The sequence below is a fragment of the Streptomyces flaveolus genome, assembly GCF_014648815.1.
Lineage (GTDB): Bacteria > Actinomycetota > Actinomycetes > Streptomycetales > Streptomycetaceae > Streptomyces > Streptomyces flaveolus.
The window spans coordinates 127,936-146,165 of sequence record NZ_BMRV01000017.1 but is presented as its reverse complement, the minus strand read 5'-3'; the positions used below and the strand labels follow the sequence as shown (position 1 = coordinate 146,165).

Sequence of the window (18,230 nt, the reverse complement as noted above, 5' to 3'; positions counted from 1 at the left end):
CTCGGGCCCGGGCGGGCGTGGGTGTGCGGTGGTCCGTGTGTGTCCCGGGGGGTGCCGTCAGCCGGCGGCAAGTGCGGCCACCTCGGCGGCCGTCAGGGCACGGTTGTGCAGGCGGAAGTCGGCGATCGCGCCGTGCAGGTAGGGATGCGTGGAGTTCTGCGAACGGCCCAGGTAGTTGCGCGTACTGGCGCCGAGCAGCAGCGGGCTGGTGACCACGGCGGCGTTGCGGCCGGCCTCGGCTCCGTCGACGTACAGGATGCCGGTGCCGCCCGCCAGGGTGAGGGCGACGTGGATCCACCGGCCCTGCGGCAGGGGCCCGGCGGCGTCGATCACGTCCTCGCCCTCCATGCCGGAGATCTTCAGCGCGGCGCGGGCCCGGCCGGCGCCGGTGCGGGGCGTGAGGTACAGGTAGGTGCTCTTGTGGTAGCCGAGGTCGAAGACGCGTGCGGAGTTGGCGAGCGAGTCGATGCGGACGCGCACGGCGACCGTCAGTTCGGTCAGTCCGGCGGGGAGTCCCTCGGGGAGCGTGACGTGACCGTTCGTTCCGTCCAGGAGCACCGCGGTGCGTGTGCCGTCCGTGGTCCAGCCGGCGCCGCCGGTCAGTGCCGCGCCGGGGAAGGTACCGGTGCTGTCGGCGACCGTGGTGCCGCTGCCCTCGTCGAGCGGGTAGCGGGCGATGTCCCGTTCGCGGCCCTGGCGCGGCGTGACGGCCCAGTAGACGGTGTAGTTCTGGTGGTGGACCTTGTGGAAGGGCCGCAACGGCACCTCACGGCCGTCGGCCACGGCGGTGAACTCCAGGGGGACGCCCGCCACCGGCCGCAGGGACTCGGTCCGGATGCCGGGGAGGGTCGCGAGGGCGGTCGAGCCGTAGGCGCCGGCGAGCACCACGGGTCCGTAGGACAGGGACCGGACCTGCGGGTTGTCGGGGGCCGGCCGCCAGACGGGCTCGCGCGGGAAGGTCAGTTCCACCGTGTCGCCGCGTCGCCAGTGGCGCTCGATCGTGACGTACCGGCCCGGGCGGACGGGCGCCCCGAGTGCGTGACCGTTGAGGCGTACCGCGGCCCGGCCGCCGCTGTCGGCGAGCCAGGCGGGGACCCGGACCTTCAGGGTGAAGCGCGCGTCACCGCCGGTGACGGTGAGCCGGGTGCGGTCGGTCTCCGGATGACCGGTTTCCTGACGAAGCGTCACCCCCGTTTGCCGCCAGGTCACCTCGGAGGGGATGAACAGGTTCACGTACAGCGTCCGGTCCCCTCCGGCGGAGCGGAAGTAGATGCTGTCGGCGAACTTGGTGTGGGTCTCCATGCCCGTGCCGTGGTCGCAGGAGAAGTTGTCGTAGTCGCTGCTGTAGCTGCCCGGCGCGGCACCGAGCCCGCCCTTGGGCCGGCGTCGCGAACCGGCCCACAGGCCCGTGTAGTAGGTGACGAAGCCGTGCTCGGAGTCGGGGTCCTGCTCGCCGAGCATCTGGTTGTAGAGGGTCCACTCGTAGTGGTCCATGTACGCGGTGGTCGTGGGGTCGTACAGGAAGAGCTGCCTGCCGAGCTTGAGCATGTTGTAGCTGTTGCAGTTCTCGCAGGTGTCCTCGGACAGCCGGCTGACGATCTCGCCGGGCGGACCGAAGAACTCCTGGTTGGAGTTGCCGCCGATGGCGTACGAGTGGTGCCGGACGACCGTCTCCCAGAAGTGGGCCGCGATGTCCAGGTAGCGCCGCTCCCCCGTCGCGCGGTAACTCCGCGCCGCGCCCACGATCTTGGGGATCTCGGTGTTGGCGTGCCGCCCCGCGAGTTCGTCACGGCCCGCGGCCAGCGGCTCGTACAGCTCCTCGTGGTCGAAGCGTCGCGCGGTCCGCAGGTGCGCGGGGTCGCCGGTCTCCAGGTACAGGTTCGTCAGCACCTCGTTCATGCCGCCGAACTCGACCCGGAGCAGGGACTGCATGCGGTCGTGGGACAGGGGCGCCGTGCGGGAGTCCACCCAGGCCGCCATGCCCGTCAGCACGGTCATGGCCTGCTCGTTGCCGCTGAGCAGGTACTGGTCGAGCAGCCCGGCCATGATCTTGTGCAGCGTGTAGTAGGGCGCCCAGGGCTTGCCCCCTGCTTCGAGCTGGTCGAAGACGTCCTCCGGGAAGGCGGAGAGGTAGCCCGGGCGGTAGCCGGCGGCGGGCGCGTGCGCCTGGCACTCGGCGAGCGCCGCCACCAGGTGGCGGGCCTTCTCGGCGTAGACGTCGTCGCCCGTGTTGGCGTACGCCTGGGCGAGGGCGGACAGCAGGTGGCCGGTGCTGTGGCCGCGCAGCAGGACGTCCGGGGCCTCCCAGCCGCCGCACGGCTCCGCGGTCGACGGCAGTCGGACGTTCAGCCGGAACGTGTGCAGCAGCCGGTCCGGGTCGACGTACAGCAAGTAGGCGCAGGTGCGCCGCATGTTGGCGAGGAACGGGCTCTCGAGGAGCCGGACCGCGGACAGCGGGAACGGGTCCAGCGCCGGCCGGACGGCCTCCGCGGCCGGTCCGGCGCCGGCAACGGCCGGCGAACCGGTGTCCGGGACGGCGGCGGATGCCTCGGCGGCCGTCCCGGGCAGCGTGGCCACCGCGGCGGCGGCCGTGACGGTCAGGACACGGCGACGGGTGGGGCTGGGCACCTCGGGGCTGGGCACATGGGGTCGCGCGGACAAGCCGGGCTCCTTCGGGGAGGGACGAACCACTCGGTGACGGGCCGATGCGTGCACGGGGCGGCGGGAGGCGACGCTCCTGGGGCAGCCGGCTCCGCAACGTACGTTGAAACGTTTTTCTCAGCCGAACGGCAAAGTAGGCGGAGCCCTCGGGGGAGTCAAGGGTTACGACAGCCCCGCCGGAGTCGACGGCTGCCCGCAACCGGCCCGCACTCGCACGGTACTTGCTGGTAACGGGCCCTGTCGGCGGCGCGGGCGAACTGTCGGACGATCCGTCTCCGCCGAACCCTTGCGGCCGCACATCGGGCTGCGTATGTTCCAGCCAGGCCATTAAAACGTTCAAACGAGGCGCGATGAGACACAGACCTGGGCAGGAAGAGACCTTCGAGCACGACAGTCTGCGGCGGCGGACTCTGCTCAAGATGACGGCGGCGGCCGGGACCGCGGCGGCCCTGTCGGCGGGGACCGCCTCGGCCGCCGCCGCGGCGGGCGGACCGACACCGGCGGGCGCCACGACGGCCAGGCCCGGCGGCGCGTTCGCCCGTTCGTTCTCCTCCCCCGCGGCGCCGGTGCGTCCCAAGTTCCGCTGGTGGTGGCCGGACGCGCTGGTCGACGCGGACGAGATCAGGCGGGAGATCGACCGGATCGCCGACGCGGGCTTCGGCGGCGTGGAGATCGCGGCGGTCACCCACAGCGTCTCCGAGCCGATCGACCCGTCCCGCTACGGCTGGGGTACCCCTGCATGGGCCGACGCGGTCGAGACGGCCCTGGGTCAGGCGAAGAAGCGCGGCATCCTCGTGGACCTCTCCATCGGCCCGGCCTGGCCGGCCGCCGTCCCCGGCATTACGCCCGACGGCAACGCCGCGATCAAGGAGCTGGCGCACGGCGTCGCCGTCGTCCCCGGGGGAACCGCCTTCGCGGGCCCGCTCCCCGAGCCGGTGACCGCCCCCGACTCCGCCGCGACGGCCCGGAAGGTGCGGTCCGTGCAGGCCGTCCGCGTGGTCGCCGGCACCTCGCCCACCGCCTTCCCCACCCGGCTGGAGAAGGACTCGGTCACCGATCTCGCCTCCCGCGTCGAGGGCGGACGGCTGGAGTGGACCGCGCCCGACGACGGGACCTGGCTCGTCATCGCCTGTTACGAACGCGGCTCCGGCCAGCGCCCCGAGGGCCCGGCCCACACCACCCCATCGAGTTATGTCGTCGACCACTTCAGCGAGGCCGGGACGCGGGCCGTCATCGACTTCTGGGAGAGCCGCATCCTCACCCCGCGCATGCGCAGGCTGCTGCGGGAGACCGGGGGCGCGCTGTTCGAGGACTCCCTCGAGATCGAGACGCACGCGACGCTGTGGACGCCCGGCATCATGGCCGAGTTCGAACGCCGCATGGGCTACTCGCTCGCCCCGTATCTGCCCGCACTCCTGCAGACGAAGGAGAAGTACGCCTTCGCGTTCGACGACGCCACCAACAAGGCCGTCCGCCGGGACTACATGGAAGTGGTCACCGAGCTGTACGTCGAGAACCACCTGCTCCCGGTGCGGAAGTGGGCGCACGGCCTCGGCCTGCACCTGCGCGTCCAGCCCTACGGCCTGCAGACCGACGCGATGTACAAGGCCGCGCTGCTGGACGTGCCCGAGGGCGAGTCGCTCGGGTTCAAGAACCTCGACGACTTCCGCTGCCTGGCCGGCGGCCGGGACATGGGCGGCAAGCTGGTGCTGTCCAACGAGGCGGGCGGCACGGCGGGCGGCGCCTACGCGACCACCTGGGACGCCACCCTCCGCAAGCTCGTCACCCAGTACGCGGCCGGGGTGAACCAGGCCGTGTTCCACGGCTTCGCGTACGCCGACGCCCCGGGTGCGGCGTGGCCCGGCTTCGCGGCCTTCTCGCCGTACAACGGCGGCGCCGGCTACGGCGAGGCCTGGGGCCCCCGCCAGCCCACGTGGCGTCATGTGCCCGATATCGCCGGATACCTGAGCCGGACCCAGCAGGTCCTGCAGACCGGCGTCAACAAGGCCGACATCGGCGTGCTCTGGCAGAAGGGCTACGCCGGTTCCGGGCTCGGCGCGTCCTGGTTCAGCGCCGACGGCATACCGGCCGGCTGGACCCACCTCTTCCTCAGCCCGCGCCTGCTCTCGCTGCCCGGCGCCCTGGTGCGCGACGGCCGGTTCGCCCCGGACGGCCCCGCCTTCAAGGCGCTGCTCGTCGACGGCGACGTCATGATCAACCGCGAGCACACGCTGCAACTGGACGTCGCAGAGAAGCTCGTCGGCTACGCCAGGAAGGGCCTTCCGGTCATCGTCATCGGGGACTGGAAGGACGGGCACGTACCCGGGCTGCCGAAGACGGGCGACAACGAGCGTCTGCTGGAACTGATCGCCGAACTGCTGGCGCAGCCCAGCGTCTCCAACGTGCCCGACCGCCCCGACGTGCCCCAGGGCATCGCCGCGCTCGGCCTGAAGCGCGACGTCGAGTACGCGCAGTCCTCGATGCTGCTGCACGCCCACCGGGCCGACACGGAGGCCGACTACTACTTCTTCGCCAACGACTCGGTCAGCAAGAAGAACTCGACCGGCACGCTCATCAGTCACGACGTGACGCTCACCCCGCGCAGGCCGGACGCCGTCCCCTACGTGCTGGACGCCTGGACCGGCACGATCGAACCGCTCGCCCTCTACACCCGGCTCGACGACGGACGCTTCCGGCTCCGCATCACCCTGGAACCGGGAGCCACGACGATCATCGCGACGGCCCGTCCCGGCAAGTGGATCCCCGGCCCCGCACCCCGCTGGAACGCGACGTCCAGCGAGGCGGCCGAGGTCCGTCGTGCCGAGGGCGGCCGGCTGGAGATCCGCGACACACGTCCGGGCACCTACGCCACCGTCCTGCAGAGCGGGGCCACCGTCAGCGCGACCATCGAGAAGGTCGCCGAGCCGATGGCGCTCACCCGCTGGTCCCTGACCGCCGAGGACTGGACACCGGGCGCCACCGCGTCCAGCACGACCAGGACCCGGCGCACTGTCGAGCTCGACGGGCTCAAGCCCTGGCCCGAGATCCCGGAGCTGGCCGATGCGTCGGGCGTGGGCCGGTACCGCACCACGGTGAAGCTGGGGGCCGCCTGGAGCGGCGGTCACGGTGCCCGGCTGGAACTGGGCGAGGTGTTCGACACCTACCGGGTCACGGTCAACGGGCGCGCCCTGCCGCCCGCCGACCAGCTGACGCCGGTGGTGGACGTGGGCCCGTACCTGCGTCGCGGCACCAACACCATCGAGGTGGAGGTCGCCACCTCCCTGCTCAACCGCCTGCGGGTCGCCGACGCGCCGGTGTTCGGGGTCGCCAAGAGGCAGAACTACGGTCTCGTCGGCCCGGTGCGGCTCGTTCCGTACGGCAGGGCAGTCGTCGGGGCTTGACGCACACCCCGCGCGGTGCGAGGCGCCGCGCAGGCGGTGGCCGGTGGCCCAGGACGGCGCCGGGGGTCCGTCAGTGCCGGGGCGGCGTCACGGGCCGGACGCCGCTCGGGTAGGGTCCGCCTGCGCCGGCACGGCCACCAGCACACGGTTGTCCGGCGGATGCGATGCCTGACGACGAGTACGGGGGTACCCACCGCCATGAACGCACTGTTCCACATCACCATGGTGGTGCTGCTGGCCGCCATGGTCTGGTCCGCGGTCGCGCTGGTCCGCCGGACGCGGCAGCGGCGCGAGGCCTGGGAGAGCGGACTGAGCGCGCCTGCGCGGGTGGTGCGCACCTGGGCCACGACCCAGATGGTCAACAACGTGGCCCGGCGCGTGCAGTGGCACGAGTACGACTACACCACCCGGGACGGCCGCGCGGTCCGCTTCCAGGAGAGCGGCGGCCCGCGCGACCGGGCCGAGGGTGACACGGTCCCCGTCTACTACTCCGCGCAGGATCCGGAGCGGGCCACCGCGGTCGAACCGCAGCCCGGCAAGGACGCGGCGGCCATGACGTTCTGGCTGCTGGTCCTGGCCGGGTGCGCGATCTTCCTGGTGTACCAGTGGGTGAGCCTGTCCGCGGCGCTGAGCTGATGCCGCGCGGCTCACGCGGGCACGGGACGTCCGCCGCGGGCTGACGCCTCTCGGAGGGTCCCGTCCTAGCCCGCCCAACTCCGCAGCAGCCTCTCCCGCTCCGCGCTCCGCGGGGTCCCGCCCTCCGACGCGCGGCCCCACTCCGACATCGCCGCCAGGGTGGTCTCCATCGTCGCGGCGCCCTCGGTGAGGCGCGACAGCAGGGCGCGGGAGAGCTCGACCTCGGTCGGCGAGTAGCCGACGGCCGCGGCCGCGTAGACCGACAGCTCGTGGTCGGCGTCGGGCGACGAGACGCGCAGCGTCATCAGCGCCGGGGCCTCGTCCGTCCGGTCCGGCCCCATGGGCATGGCCAGATTCACCACCATCGTCACGGCGAGGTCCTTGAGCACGCCGGCCTGCCGCACGAGGGACTTCACCGGAACGTCCGCCACCGTCAGGGCGCGCACGTCCTCCCACAGGTGGACGCCGGACTGCCGCTCGCCGAGCGCCACCACGCCCTGGGGTGTCAGACGTACCCCGGGCGCCAGGCCGGACGGCTTCGCGCCCACGTACACGTCGCCCTCGGCGATCCAGAACAGGCCCACCATGGCCATGCGTTGCTCACTTCTCCCCGCGACGGCACCGCCACCGGGTCTCACATCAGAATGATCAGGACTCTTCCGCAACGCGCGAAGGGGCAGGGAAGTTCCCGCCCGCACGGTCTCCTCGGCCGCGGTCCCAGCCGGTTCCGGGGACGTTCGTCCGGCGCCCATGATGTGGCCATGAAGATTCCCGACCGACGGATCGAACTGTTCACCGGCGCCGGCAGCGAGCGCCGCTTCAGCGGACCCGCGACCGGTGACGAGCGGAGGATGCTCGTGGCCGTGCTGGACGCCCAGCGCGCCACCCTGAAGCTGAAGTGCGCCGGGCTGGGGCCGGAGTTGGCGCTGCGGCCCGTGTCTCCGTCCTCGCTCTCCCTGCTCGGCCTCGTGAGACACCTCGCCGACGTGGAACGCCGCTGGTTCCGGGCCGTGCTCGCCGGGCAGGACGTCGAGCTGCGCTTCTCCTCCACGGACACCCCCGAGGGCGACTTCGACGGCGCCGGTCCGGACCCCGAGGTCGTCGCGGCGTCCTGGGCGGCCTGGAGCGAGGAAGTCGCCTTCGCGGAAGCGTTCGTCGCCGAGGCGGCGCATCTGGACGTCGAGGGCCACGACTCCTGGCGGGGCACGGTCTCCCTGCGCTGGGTGCTGATCCACATGATCGAGGAGTACGCCCGTCACAACGGACACGCCGACCTGATCCGCGAACGGATCGACGGCGCGACCGGGGTGTGACCGCGCCGGGTCCGCCGTAATGAGGTCGCCCGGGGCGGACCGGACCTGGCAGGGTGTCGGCCATGGGTTCCGCGTCCGTCCACTCCGCACCGGTCCGCCACCACGACCACGGCACGTGGCTCGTCCGGTTCACCAGTCGGGTGCTCGTGGTCTGTCCGGGGTGCGGTGGCCGCGCCCTCGTCGCGCCCGTGCCCGGTCTCGCGGAAACGAGGTACGTCAGCTCCCTCCTCTTCCAGCCCCGCCGTCTCAGCTGCACCGGCTGCGGCGCGGTCGCCGACTGGACCGCCGAGCAGCGGGGCAGGGCTCTGGTCGGCGTGGTTCCCGGCGGCACCGAGGACCCCTTCTTCCGGCGGCCGCTGTGGCTGCAGACCCGCTGTGCGGGACGGATCCTGTGGGCGTACGACGAGGAACACGTCGACGCCCTCGCCGCCTACGTGAACGCACGGCTGCGGGAGCGTCACGCCTCCCCGACACTGTCGATGTTCGCCCGGCTGCCGGTCTGGATGAAGTCCGCGCGTCACCGTGACACGGTGCTGGCCGGCCTGGCGGCCCTCCGGGACCTCGCCGGGCGCTCGGCCCCCGCCGACCGCTCCGACGCGGCCCACGAACGCGGCGACCGCCCCCGCCACCACAACAGCCTGCTGTTCCGGGGCGGCGCGTACTGAGACTTGAGGAGAAAGCGCAAATCTCCCTCAACCGGGCAACCGAGCGTGGTGGTCCGATCTAGGCTGACCCACCCATCGGCCTGAAGAATCGAGGTGGACTCATGCCGATCGGCCCCGAAGTCACGGTCTTGACACGGGCGGCAGGGAGCATCCTCCGAGGGGTCTCGGAGCGTGCCGTCGGATCACCATCGTGGCCGAACCTGCACGAGTCACTGCTGGAGCTCCACGAGGTCATCAACGCCTGGTGTGAGGCCGCCAAGCGAACCAACCAGGCACTCCAGCAGCTCGGGACGAACGCGCAGACCCGGCGGGAGGTGAAAATGGGGGCCAGTGTCGGCAACGGGGCCGGCCGTCCCTACACCGTGTTCACCCTCAAGCTCGGACGCAGCTACGTCGAGATCGCGCATCGAGAGATCAATTCGATCATGCATCCTGCGGCTCCCCTGACGCAGCGCTGGAGCGCCGACAAGCGCAGGCAAGCAGCTCGGCGCTCACTGCGCAGTCTGATGTCCGTCTACTGCGCTGAATTGCTGGAGGACTTCGACAGCGCGGTCGAGGGGCGAACACAATGGGTCGGCAAATACCGCGCCTTCGTCGACCACGCCCTGGCCAACGCCGAAGTGAGCCCGGACCGTCTCCACTCCCTGAAAGCCGAGACAGCGGCAACCACGGCCGCACTGGCGACCGTCAGGGATCAACTGAGAGAGTTGATCAAGGAGCAATACCCCATGGGTCACGCGAGCGGGGCAACGTCCCTCGACCCCAGCCCCGGCTGATGCTGTGCCGGGGAACGCGCCGACACCGAACGAGACAACGCTCAGGTGACGCGAGCGCCGGGATCCGTTCCGGTCGGCGTGCCCTGGTGGAAATACATCCGCCAGCCCGACTCCGTCAGCCGCCAGAGCGAGCTGCGCCATGCCCGGCGGCCCTGGTGGTCGGCGACGTACGTCAGATGGACGACGCCCGGTGCGAGCACCACGCCGGACATCTCGCCGACCTCGACCGCAGACTCAGGGGACACCGAGCCATCGCTCGTCACCGTGAGGATCGACTCCGCGTCCCACCGGCGCCCCGAAGCGCCGATCTCGGTGAACTCCGGATCCAGCAGCTCCAGGACCCGGACCGGGCAGGCGCGCACCTCGGGATCGAGCAGCCGCAGCTCCCCCTCGATCGCCGCCCGCACCGCCCCCGCACTCTCCTGCGCCATGCGGGAACCCTACGGCCACGGCCACGCCGGGCGCAGCGCTTTCCGTACCCTGGCGGCATGCGTATGCGCCCCACCCTGAGCTGGACCCCCACCGAGGACCTGCCGCCGGGCACCGTGGACCCGGAGCCGGTCGTCGACGCGCTGAGCGCCGGCGGCGTGCTGGTGCTCAGTGGGGCGGGCATCTCCACGGAGTCGGGCATCCCGGACTACCGGGGCGAGGGCGGGAGCCTGAGCCGGCACACCCCGATGACCTACCAGGACTTCACCGGCTCCGCCCGGGCCCGGCGCCGGTACTGGGCGCGCAGCCACCTCGGCTGGCGCACCTTCGGCCGCGCGCTCCCGAACGCCGGTCACCGGGCCGTGGCCGCGTTCGGGCGGCACGGGCTGCTGTCCGGGGTGATCACGCAGAACGTCGACGGCCTGCACCAGGCCGCCGGCAGCGAGGGCGTCGTGGAACTCCACGGAAGCCTGGGCCGGGTCGTCTGCCTCTCCTGCGGCGCCCTCACCCCGCGCCGCGAGCTCGCCCGGCGGCTGGAGGAGGCCAACGCGGGCTTCGAGCCGGTGGCCGCCGGTATCAACCCGGACGGTGACGCGGACCTCACCGACGAGCAGGTCGGGGACTTCCGGGTGGTGCCCTGCACGGCCTGCGGCGGCATCCTCAAACCGGACGTGGTCTTCTTCGGCGAAGCCGTTCCGCCGCAGCGCGTCGAGCACTGCCGCCGGCTGGTCCGCGAGGCGACCTCGCTGCTGGTCCTGGGCTCCTCACTGACGGTGATGTCCGGGCTCCGCTTCGTCCGCCAGGCGGCTCAGGCCGGGAAGCCGGTGCTGATCGTCAACCGGGACCCGACCCGGGGCGACCGGCACGCCCTCACCCGGGTCGCACTCCCGCTGGGCCCGGCCCTCACCACCGTGGCCGGCCGTCTGGACGTCCCCGTCGACGGCCCGGGGGCGGACGACGAGAAGTAGCGCCCGCGGACTCGGGTGCTACGCCGGGCCGGCCACCCGTCGTGTGCCCCGGTGCCCGTTACGCCAGGGTCCCGGCAGCCCGGCCGCCGGGCGGTGGGCCCGTGCTGGCCCGGACGATCAGCGCCGGTTCGACGGACGCCGGTTCGGGTGCGGCGTCCGGGTCCGTGATGTGCCGCAGCAGGTGGGCGACCGCCAGCGCGCCCATCTCCGTGAACGGCTGGGCGACCGTGGTCAGCGACGGTGAGCAGTACTCGGCCAGCGCGATGTCGTCCACGCCGACGACGGAGATGTCCTCGGGGACCCTCCTGCCGAGTTCGTGCAGGGCCCGGATCACGCCGAAGGCCATCTCGTCGCTCGCCACGAACACGGCGGTGACGTCGGGGATCTTGCCGAGGATCAGCCCGTTGCGGTAACCGGACTCGGGTGTCCAGTCGCCCTCCAGCACCGGTGGCGCGGTCAGGCCCGCGGCCTCCAGGGTGTCGCGCCAGCCGGCGCAGCGGCTGGCGGCGTCGAGCCACTCCTTCGGCCCGGCCACGTGCCACACGCTGCGGTGCCCGAGCTCGATCAGGTGCCGGGTCGCCAGCCGGGCCGCGAGGGTCTGGTCGACGGCGACGACCTCGGTCGCCGGGGTCCGTGAGCCGTCGACGGTGACGGTCGGCACCGCGCCGGTGAGCTGCTCGATCCGCGGGCTGACGTGGACCAGCGGCACGGAGAGGATGACCCCCTCGACGCCCTGTTCCGCCAGACGGGACAGCGCTTCCTCGATCGCGGCCGTGTCCAGGGACGCGGTCGTCGCGGTACTGACCGCGTAGCCGGCCTCCCGCGCCGCCGTCTCGATGCCGAACGTCAGGTTCGTGCGCGAGTAGAAGTTGGTCTGCAGGGTCACGACGCCGATCGTCCGGCTGCGCCCCGAGGACAGCATCCGGGCCGCGTTGTTCTTGCGGTAGCCGAGCTGCTCGACGGCGGCGAGCACTTTGGCGCGGGTCTTCGCCTTGACGTTGGGATGCCCGGCCAGCGTCCGGGACACCGTCTGCGCGGACACACCGGCGAGCCGGGCCACATCGGTCATGCCGGGCTGCCGTGCGGCGCCGTCGCCCGCCGCACGTCTGGGCGTGAGTGCCTCACCGGCTTCCGGTGTTTCCGATGCCATCGTCCGCTTCTCCAGGAAGGCCGCGTCGTCGCAGGTACCGCTGTCGGAGCGCAGTCTAGCCACACCAGCCCTATTGGCATCGATAACAACGTCTGCCATAGTTCCCGCCAGCGTGCCTGCCGAGGCCGAGAGGGAGAGCAGTGTGTCATCGATAACATCGGGTCCTGCCGAGGGCCGGACGACTCACGGCCGGGCGGGCGGTACGCCGTCCGGGGATTCCTCGTCCGCGCCCGGGCCCGTCCTGACCCATCCGCGGGGAACGCTCCTGCGGGCCGGCCGCCCGCACCGCGTGCTCGCCGGGTCGCTGCACTACTTCCGCGTCCACCCCGCCCAGTGGGCGGACCGGCTGGAGCGGGTCGCTGCCATGGGGCTCAACACCGTGGACACCTACGTCCCGTGGAACTTCCACGAGCCACGGCCGGGGCGGTACCGCTTCACCGGCGGACACGACGTCGAGCGCTTCGTGCGGACCGCCCAGGAGACCGGGCTGGACGTGATCGTGCGGCCGGGCCCGTACATCTGCGCCGAGTGGGACAACGGCGGGCTGCCCGTCTGGCTGACCGGGCGGCCGGGCATGCGGCTGCGCTCCTCCCACCCGCCCTACCTGGCGGAGGTCGGCCGCTGGTTCGACGAGCTGATCCCGCGCCTCGCGGCGTTGCAGGCGGGGCGGGGCGGGCCGGTGGTCGCCGTCCAGATCGAGAACGAGTACGGCAGTTACGGCGACGACCGGGGCTACGTCCGCTGGGTGCGGGACGCGCTCGTGGAGCGCGGCGTCACGGAACTGCTCTACACGGCGGACGGCCCCACCGAGCTGATGCAGGACGGTGGCGGCCTGCCGGGCCATCTGGCGGCCGCGACGTTCGGCTCCCACGCCCGCGAGGCAGCCGCCCTGTTGCGTGCGCGCCGCCGCGACGAGCCGTTCGTGTGCGCGGAGTTCTGGAACGGCTGGTTCGACCACTGGGGCGAGAAGCACCACGTCCGGTCCGTGGAGAGCGCGACACGCACGCTCGACGACATCCTGGACGCCGACGGTTCGGTCAGCCTGTACATGGCGCACGGCGGCACCAACTTCGGTCTGTGGGCCGGTGCCAATCACGACGGCGGCGCGCTGCAGCCGACGGTGACCAGCTACGACTCCGACGCGCCGATCGCCGAACACGGTGCGACGACGCCGAAGTTCCACGCGTTCCGCGAGCGGCTGCTCGCCGTCAGCGGGGTTCCCGCACGCCCGCTGCCGCCCGAGCCGACGCTGCTGGCCGCCCGTACGGTCCCCGTGCGCGCCGAGGCCCCGCTGCTGGGGGCGCTGCGCGCCGCGTCCGAGCCGGTGACCTCCCCGCATCCGCTGAGCTTCGAGGAACTGGAGCAGGCGTCCGGTCTCGTCCTCTACCGCGCCGAACCGCTCCTGCCGCGCGGGGGCCACACCCTCACGGTCTCCGGGCTCCACGACCGCGCCCAGGTCTTCCTGGACGGCGTGCCGCTCGGCGTCCTCGACGACGAGAACGCCTCCCTGGAGGTCCTCGGCCAGGGCGAACCGGTGCTGCTGGAGCTGCTGGTGGAGAACCAGGGACGCGTCAACTACGGCCCGCTGCTCGGCGGGCACAAGGGCATCCTCGGCGGTGTCTCGGTCGGCCGACGGCTCGTGCACGGCTGGACCATGCACCGGCTGCCGCTCGACACGTGGACGCCGGAGGACCTCGCGCGCGCCGTGTCGGCCGCCGGCCCGGACGGCTCCACGGGGTTCGCCACGGCTCGGTTCACGGTCCCCGAGCCCGCCGACGCCTTCCTGGCGTTCCCCGGCTTCGGCAAGGGCTTCGTGTGGGTCAACGGCACCCTGCTCGGCCGCTACTGGGAGATCGGTCCCCAGCGGACGCTCTACGTGCCCGCACCGCTGCTCGTGCCGGGCGAGAACACCGTCACCGTGCTGGAGCTGGAGCGCCTCGGTGACCGGTTGGAGCTGTGCGAGGGGCCCGAGCTGGGGCCCGCCGAGGAGTACGTCGAGACCTTCTGACCCTCCCCGGGCGGCTCCCGCCCGCCCCCGCGCCCGGCGATCCACCGTCTGTCCTCGTCCCCGGCCGTCGTTCCTTCGCGGCCGCCGTCACGATCTCACCGCCGTCTCCCGTCCCTCACCCGATCCGAGGAGGAAGTACCAGGTGGAAACCATGACGTCCCCGTCGCCCCGCCCGCCCGGGCGCAGACGCGGCCCGCGTCCCGGCGCCGTGGCCGCGGCCCTGGGCCTGTGTCTGGGCATGCTGTCGACCGCGGCCGTGCCCGCCGGCGCGGCGCTGCCCCGAGCCCTGTCCGCCCCCGCGCCGGCGGCGGCCACGCCGGTGCAGCTGAGCCGGGGCGGGCTGACCGTCACGGTGGCCGAGGAGTTCCCGCAGGTCATCTCCTACCGGCTGGGCACACGCACCCTCGACGGACAGGCGTCCGTCCTCGACACCTTCACCGTGAACGGCACCCCGCACCGGGCCACGACCACCATGAAGGCGGAGGCGAGCAAGGCCACCTACACCTCCACCTTCGCGGACCTGCCCGGCCTCACCATCACCTCGACCATCACGGTGACCGAGGACACCACGGTCGTCTTCGCCGTGGAGCAGATCTCCGGCGAGGCCGCCTCCACCGTGCGGACCCTCGCGATCCCCGGCCAGTCCCTCGTCTCCGTCGACTCCTCCGCACCGGGCGCCAACCTCGCCCGGACGAAGATCTCCACGGACTCGACGACGACCGCCGACCGGTTCGTCCCGATCACCGACGGCACCGCCCCCGACAAGGAGCCCGTCGGCACCCCGTACGCGTTCGTCGGCACCGCGCAGCTGTCCGCGGGCATCGTCACCAACGCCACCGAGGACTCGCCGCAGAACGACAACAGCAACTGGAACACCCGCCTGCAGTCCCGCATCGTCGACGCCGGCGAGGGCAGGCGCCGGGCGGAGCTGTCCGTCGGCACCTACACCCACCACCCGCAGGGCGCAACCGACCCGCGGGTCGACACCTACGAGCTGCCCCGGGCGACCGTGGTCCTCGCCGCCGACGCCAACGGCGACGGCACGGTCGACTGGCAGGACGGCGCGATCGCGCACCGGGAGCACATGCGGCGCCCGCTGGGCGCGGACCGGGTGCCCGAGCGGGTGGTGCAGCGCATCCCGTTCAACTTCGCGAGCCAGGCCACCAATCCGTTCCTCAAGACGCTGGACAACACCAAGCGCATCTCCATGGCCACCGACAACCTCGGGCAGTGGGTGCTGGAGAAGGGCTACGCGAGCGAGGGCCACGACTCGGCGCACCCCGACTACGGCGGCAACGAGAACGTGCGCGCGGGCGGGCTGAAGGACCTCAACCGGCTCACCGGGACCGGCGCCGGCTACAACGCGGACTTCGCCGTGCACGTCAACGCCACCGAGGCGTACGCGCAGGCGAAGACCTTCAGCCAAGGGCTGGTCGCGGGGCAGCCGAACGGGTGGGACTGGCTCAACCAGGCCTACCACATCGACCAGCGCAAGGACCTCGGCACCGGCGCCGTCCTCGACCGCTTCGCGCAGCTGCGCAAGGAGGCCCCGCAGATCAGGACGGTCTACATCGACGCCTACTACTCCAGCGGCTGGCTGGCCGACGGACTGGCCGCCGGGCTGCGCAAGATGGGCTTCGAGGTGGCCACCGAGTGGTCGTACAAGTTCGAGGGCTCGTCGGTGTGGTCGCACTGGGCCGCCGACAAGAACTACGGCGGCGCGACCAACAAGGGCATCAACTCCGACATCGTCCGGTTCATCGCCAACTCCGACCGTGACGTGTGGAACGTCGACCCGCTGCTCGGCGGCGCCAGCGTCGTCGAGTTCGAGGGCTGGACCGGCCACGACGACTGGAACGCCTTCTACCGCAACATCTGGACCGACAACCTGCCCACCAAGTTCCTCCAGCACTTCCGGGTGATGGACTGGGACCGCGGCAGGTCGGCGACGCTCACCGACGGCGTGCGCGTCCAGTCCGTGGACGGCCGGCGCCGGATCTCCATGGGTGACGCGGTCGTGCTCGAAGGCGACACCTACCTGCTGCCGTGGGGCGACTCCCGGGCGGACAACGGCACGTCCTCGCCGGGCGACGCCGACAAGATGTACTTCTTCAGCGCGTCCGGCGGCACCCACACCTTCGAGCTGACCGACCAGTTCGCCAGGAACAGGAACTTCACCCTGTACGCCCTCACCGACCAGGGCCGGGTGAAGAAGGCCCGGGTGAAGGCCGAGGACGGGAAGGTGACGCTGACCGGGGAGAAGGGGCAGCCCTACGTCCTGGTGCCGAACGGTGGCAAGGCACCGCACCAGGACGCGGCGTACGGCGAGTTCACCGGGCTGACCGACCCCGGGTTCAACGGCGGGAACCTGGACGCCTGGAACCCGCGGGGCGACGCCGCGATCACGCGGGCCGGCAACGGCGACAACGTCGTCCGCCTCGGCAGCGGTGCCTCCGGCCTCTCCCAGCGGGTCTCCGGTCTGGTGCCGGGCAGGCGGTACACGCTCAGCGCCGACGTCGAGATCGCCCCCGGTGAACGCCGGGACACCACGCTCCGGGTGCGCGGTGCCGGCGACTCGGCGGTGAACACCTTCGACATCACCCCGGCACGCAACTGGATGGCCTCCGACGAGAAGCGCGACACCTACTCCCAGCGGGCCGCCGTCGCGTTCACGGCACCGCGGGGCGGCAAGGTCACCGTGGAGCTCAGCGCCGGTGCCGGCGGAGCGGCGGTCGTGCTGGACGACGTGCGCGTCATGGCCGACACCACCTCGCCGCTCCCCCGCGCCGGGGACGGCACGGTCGTCGCCCACGACGACTTCGAGGGCAACCAGCCGGGCTGGGGCCCGTTCGTGAAGGGCGACGCCGGTGGTGTCACCGACCCCCGCACGAGCGTCAGCGACCTGCACGAGCCGTACAGCCAGAAGGCGTGGAAGAACACCTACTCCCCGTACGACACGGGCACGTTGAAGGGCAAGGCGGTCGACGACGTGCTCGCCGGGCGGCACTCGCTCAAGTCCCACGCGGAGAACACGGGGCTGGTGTACCGCACCACGCCCGCGACCGTGCCGTTCGAGGAGGGACACAAGTACCGGGTGTCGTTCTCGTACCAGACCAACATCGAGGGACAGTGGGCCTGGGTGACCGGCGCGGACCGCGTCGCGGACGGGAGGACGACCTCCCGGGACATCACCCGTGACGTCCTGGAGCCCGCCCTGGACACGACGACGTACTCCCGCGAGATCGTCGCGGGCTGCGGGGACACCTGGGTCGGGCTGCGCAAGCTCGGCGGCGCCCGGGGCACGGACCTGGTCGTCGACGACGTCACCGTGACCGACCTGGGCGAGGCCGAGGCCGGGGCCGCCTGCGCGAACGTGAGCGTGCCGGCCGGTACCGAGCTGAGCCCCGGGGTGCCGGGCGAGTTCGTCACCACCTTCACCAACAACGAGTCCACCGACGCCGTGAACGTCGGGACGGCGCTGCGCGGGCTGCCGGAGGGCTGGAAGGCGGAGGTCGAGAAGAAGGACGGCAACCTCGTCGGGACCGTGAAGCCGGGCGCGAGCGTGAGCACCACCTGGCTGCTGACGCCGCCCGCCGGCGCGGCCGGCACCACCGCCACCTGGCGGGCGACCGCCACCTACGCCCACGCCGGGGCCACCAAGACCGTCTCGGCGGACGCCCGGGCCGCGGTGACCACCGAGCCGCTGCTCTCCCCCGGCTCGATGACCGCCACCGCCGACTCCGAGAACGGCTCCTCCGGCGACGGCGAGGGACCCGTGTCCAACGTCCTCGACGGTGACCCGGGCACCATCTGGCACACCGACTACACCGGCACGCCCGCGCCCTACCCGCACTGGGTGACGCTGAAGCTCGGCGGCGCGGCCGACGTGGACGGCTTCGGCTATCTGAACCGGCAGAGCGGTGGTCAGAACGGCCGCGTCGGCGGCTACGAGGTCGCCGTGTCGGAGGACGGCACGAACTGGAGGACGGTGGCGAAGGGCACGCTGAAGGACGTGCCGCAGACGCAGCGCGTCTCCTTCGACCGGGTCCGGGCCTCGCACGTACGGTTCACGGCCCTGAACGCCCTCAACGGGCAGCCGTTCGCGGCAGCCGCGGAGATGCGGGTGTACGGCACGCCGGTGGACCTGCCGACGGGCCATCCGCCGGGCGAGCGGCCCGCCGACCAGGGCTGAACCGGCCGGCCCCCGGCGTGGTCCGCCGGGG

Annotated in this window: 12 protein-coding genes; 8 read left to right on the top strand and 4 right to left on the bottom strand. The window is 72.3% G+C overall.

What is annotated here, in order from left to right:
- Positions 1-57: 57 nt before the first annotated feature.
- Entirely contained in the window at positions 58-2,643 is a 2,586-nt protein-coding gene (locus tag IEZ05_RS31060) for a glycoside hydrolase family 127 protein (protein WP_189233643.1), read from the bottom strand.
- A 368-nt stretch (positions 2,644-3,011) separates the two neighbouring features.
- On the opposite strand from IEZ05_RS31060, the gene IEZ05_RS31055 reads away from it, so the two are divergent.
- Complete coding sequence (locus tag IEZ05_RS31055) at positions 3,012-6,062, top strand: glycosyl hydrolase (protein WP_229869936.1); 3,051 nt, start codon at positions 3,012-3,014, stop codon at positions 6,060-6,062.
- Positions 6,063-6,260: 198 nt separating this feature from the next.
- The gene (locus IEZ05_RS31050; RefSeq protein WP_189233621.1) at positions 6,261-6,698 is read left to right on the top strand and encodes a DUF3592 domain-containing protein; all 438 of its coding nucleotides are present in this window, start codon (positions 6,261-6,263) and stop codon (positions 6,696-6,698) included.
- A gap of 65 nt (positions 6,699-6,763) precedes the next feature.
- On the opposite strand, the gene IEZ05_RS31045 is transcribed toward IEZ05_RS31050, so the two are convergent.
- Positions 6,764-7,291: a hypothetical protein gene (locus tag IEZ05_RS31045; protein WP_189233620.1), complete on the bottom strand. Its 528-nt coding sequence runs from the start codon at positions 7,289-7,291 to the stop codon at positions 6,764-6,766.
- Between the two features lie 168 nt (positions 7,292-7,459).
- On the opposite strand from IEZ05_RS31045, the gene IEZ05_RS31040 reads away from it, so the two are divergent.
- The 3 genes from IEZ05_RS31040 to IEZ05_RS31030 all read left to right on the top strand — a co-directional run bounded on the left by IEZ05_RS31040 (position 7,460) and on the right by IEZ05_RS31030 (position 9,452).
- The gene (locus IEZ05_RS31040; RefSeq protein WP_189233619.1) at positions 7,460-8,011 is read left to right on the top strand and encodes a mycothiol transferase; all 552 of its coding nucleotides are present in this window, start codon (positions 7,460-7,462) and stop codon (positions 8,009-8,011) included.
- 62 nt (positions 8,012-8,073) lie between these two features.
- Complete coding sequence (locus IEZ05_RS31035) at positions 8,074-8,676, top strand: hypothetical protein (RefSeq protein WP_189233618.1); 603 nt, start codon at positions 8,074-8,076, stop codon at positions 8,674-8,676.
- Positions 8,677-8,777: 101 nt separating this feature from the next.
- Positions 8,778-9,452: a hypothetical protein gene (locus tag IEZ05_RS31030; protein ID WP_189233617.1), complete on the top strand. Its 675-nt coding sequence runs from the start codon at positions 8,778-8,780 to the stop codon at positions 9,450-9,452.
- Between the two features lie 41 nt (positions 9,453-9,493).
- Here IEZ05_RS31030 and IEZ05_RS31025 read toward each other — a convergent pair whose 3' ends face one another.
- A complete protein-coding gene (locus IEZ05_RS31025; RefSeq protein ID WP_189233616.1) occupies positions 9,494-9,883 on the bottom strand; it encodes a nuclear transport factor 2 family protein in 390 nt (129 codons plus the stop codon).
- Between the two features lie 57 nt (positions 9,884-9,940).
- On the opposite strand from IEZ05_RS31025, the gene IEZ05_RS31020 reads away from it, so the two are divergent.
- Positions 9,941-10,849, top strand: a complete 909-nt coding sequence (locus IEZ05_RS31020; RefSeq protein WP_189233615.1) for an NAD-dependent protein deacetylase — start codon at positions 9,941-9,943, stop codon at positions 10,847-10,849.
- A 58-nt stretch (positions 10,850-10,907) separates the two neighbouring features.
- On the opposite strand, the gene IEZ05_RS31015 is transcribed toward IEZ05_RS31020, so the two are convergent.
- On the bottom strand, positions 10,908-11,999 hold the full coding sequence (locus IEZ05_RS31015; protein WP_229869935.1) for a LacI family DNA-binding transcriptional regulator: 1,092 nt from the start codon (positions 11,997-11,999) through the stop codon (positions 10,908-10,910).
- A 241-nt stretch (positions 12,000-12,240) separates the two neighbouring features.
- Here IEZ05_RS31015 and IEZ05_RS31010 point away from each other — a divergent pair, with 241 nt between their 5' ends.
- The gene (locus IEZ05_RS31010; protein ID WP_189233640.1) at positions 12,241-14,007 is read left to right on the top strand and encodes a glycoside hydrolase family 35 protein; all 1,767 of its coding nucleotides are present in this window, start codon (positions 12,241-12,243) and stop codon (positions 14,005-14,007) included.
- Positions 14,008-14,158: 151 nt separating this feature from the next.
- Positions 14,159-18,199, top strand: coding sequence for an endo-alpha-N-acetylgalactosaminidase family protein (locus IEZ05_RS31005; RefSeq protein ID WP_189233614.1), 4,041 nt, complete (start codon positions 14,159-14,161; stop codon positions 18,197-18,199).
- Positions 18,200-18,230: the final 31 nt, after the last annotated feature.

Bases quoted from the DNA above. Each gene is read 5' to 3' on its own strand.
- IEZ05_RS31035 (WP_189233618.1), top strand. From the start codon at position 8,074: ATGGGTTCCGCGTCCGTCCACTCCGCACCGGTCCGCCACCACGACCAC.
- IEZ05_RS31045 (WP_189233620.1), bottom strand. From the start codon at position 7,291: ATGGCCATGGTGGGCCTGTTCTGGATCGCCGAGGGCGACGTGTACGTG.
- IEZ05_RS31040 (WP_189233619.1), top strand. From the start codon at position 7,460: ATGAAGATTCCCGACCGACGGATCGAACTGTTCACCGGCGCCGGCAGC.
- IEZ05_RS31020 (WP_189233615.1), top strand. From the start codon at position 9,941: ATGCGTATGCGCCCCACCCTGAGCTGGACCCCCACCGAGGACCTGCCG.
- IEZ05_RS31030 (WP_189233617.1), top strand. From the start codon at position 8,778: ATGCCGATCGGCCCCGAAGTCACGGTCTTGACACGGGCGGCAGGGAGC.
- IEZ05_RS31005 (WP_189233614.1), top strand. From the start codon at position 14,159: ATGACGTCCCCGTCGCCCCGCCCGCCCGGGCGCAGACGCGGCCCGCGT.
- IEZ05_RS31055 (WP_229869936.1), top strand. From the start codon at position 3,012: ATGAGACACAGACCTGGGCAGGAAGAGACCTTCGAGCACGACAGTCTG.
- IEZ05_RS31050 (WP_189233621.1), top strand. From the start codon at position 6,261: ATGAACGCACTGTTCCACATCACCATGGTGGTGCTGCTGGCCGCCATG.
- IEZ05_RS31015 (WP_229869935.1), bottom strand. From the start codon at position 11,999: ATGGCATCGGAAACACCGGAAGCCGGTGAGGCACTCACGCCCAGACGT.
- IEZ05_RS31025 (WP_189233616.1), bottom strand. From the start codon at position 9,883: ATGGCGCAGGAGAGTGCGGGGGCGGTGCGGGCGGCGATCGAGGGGGAG.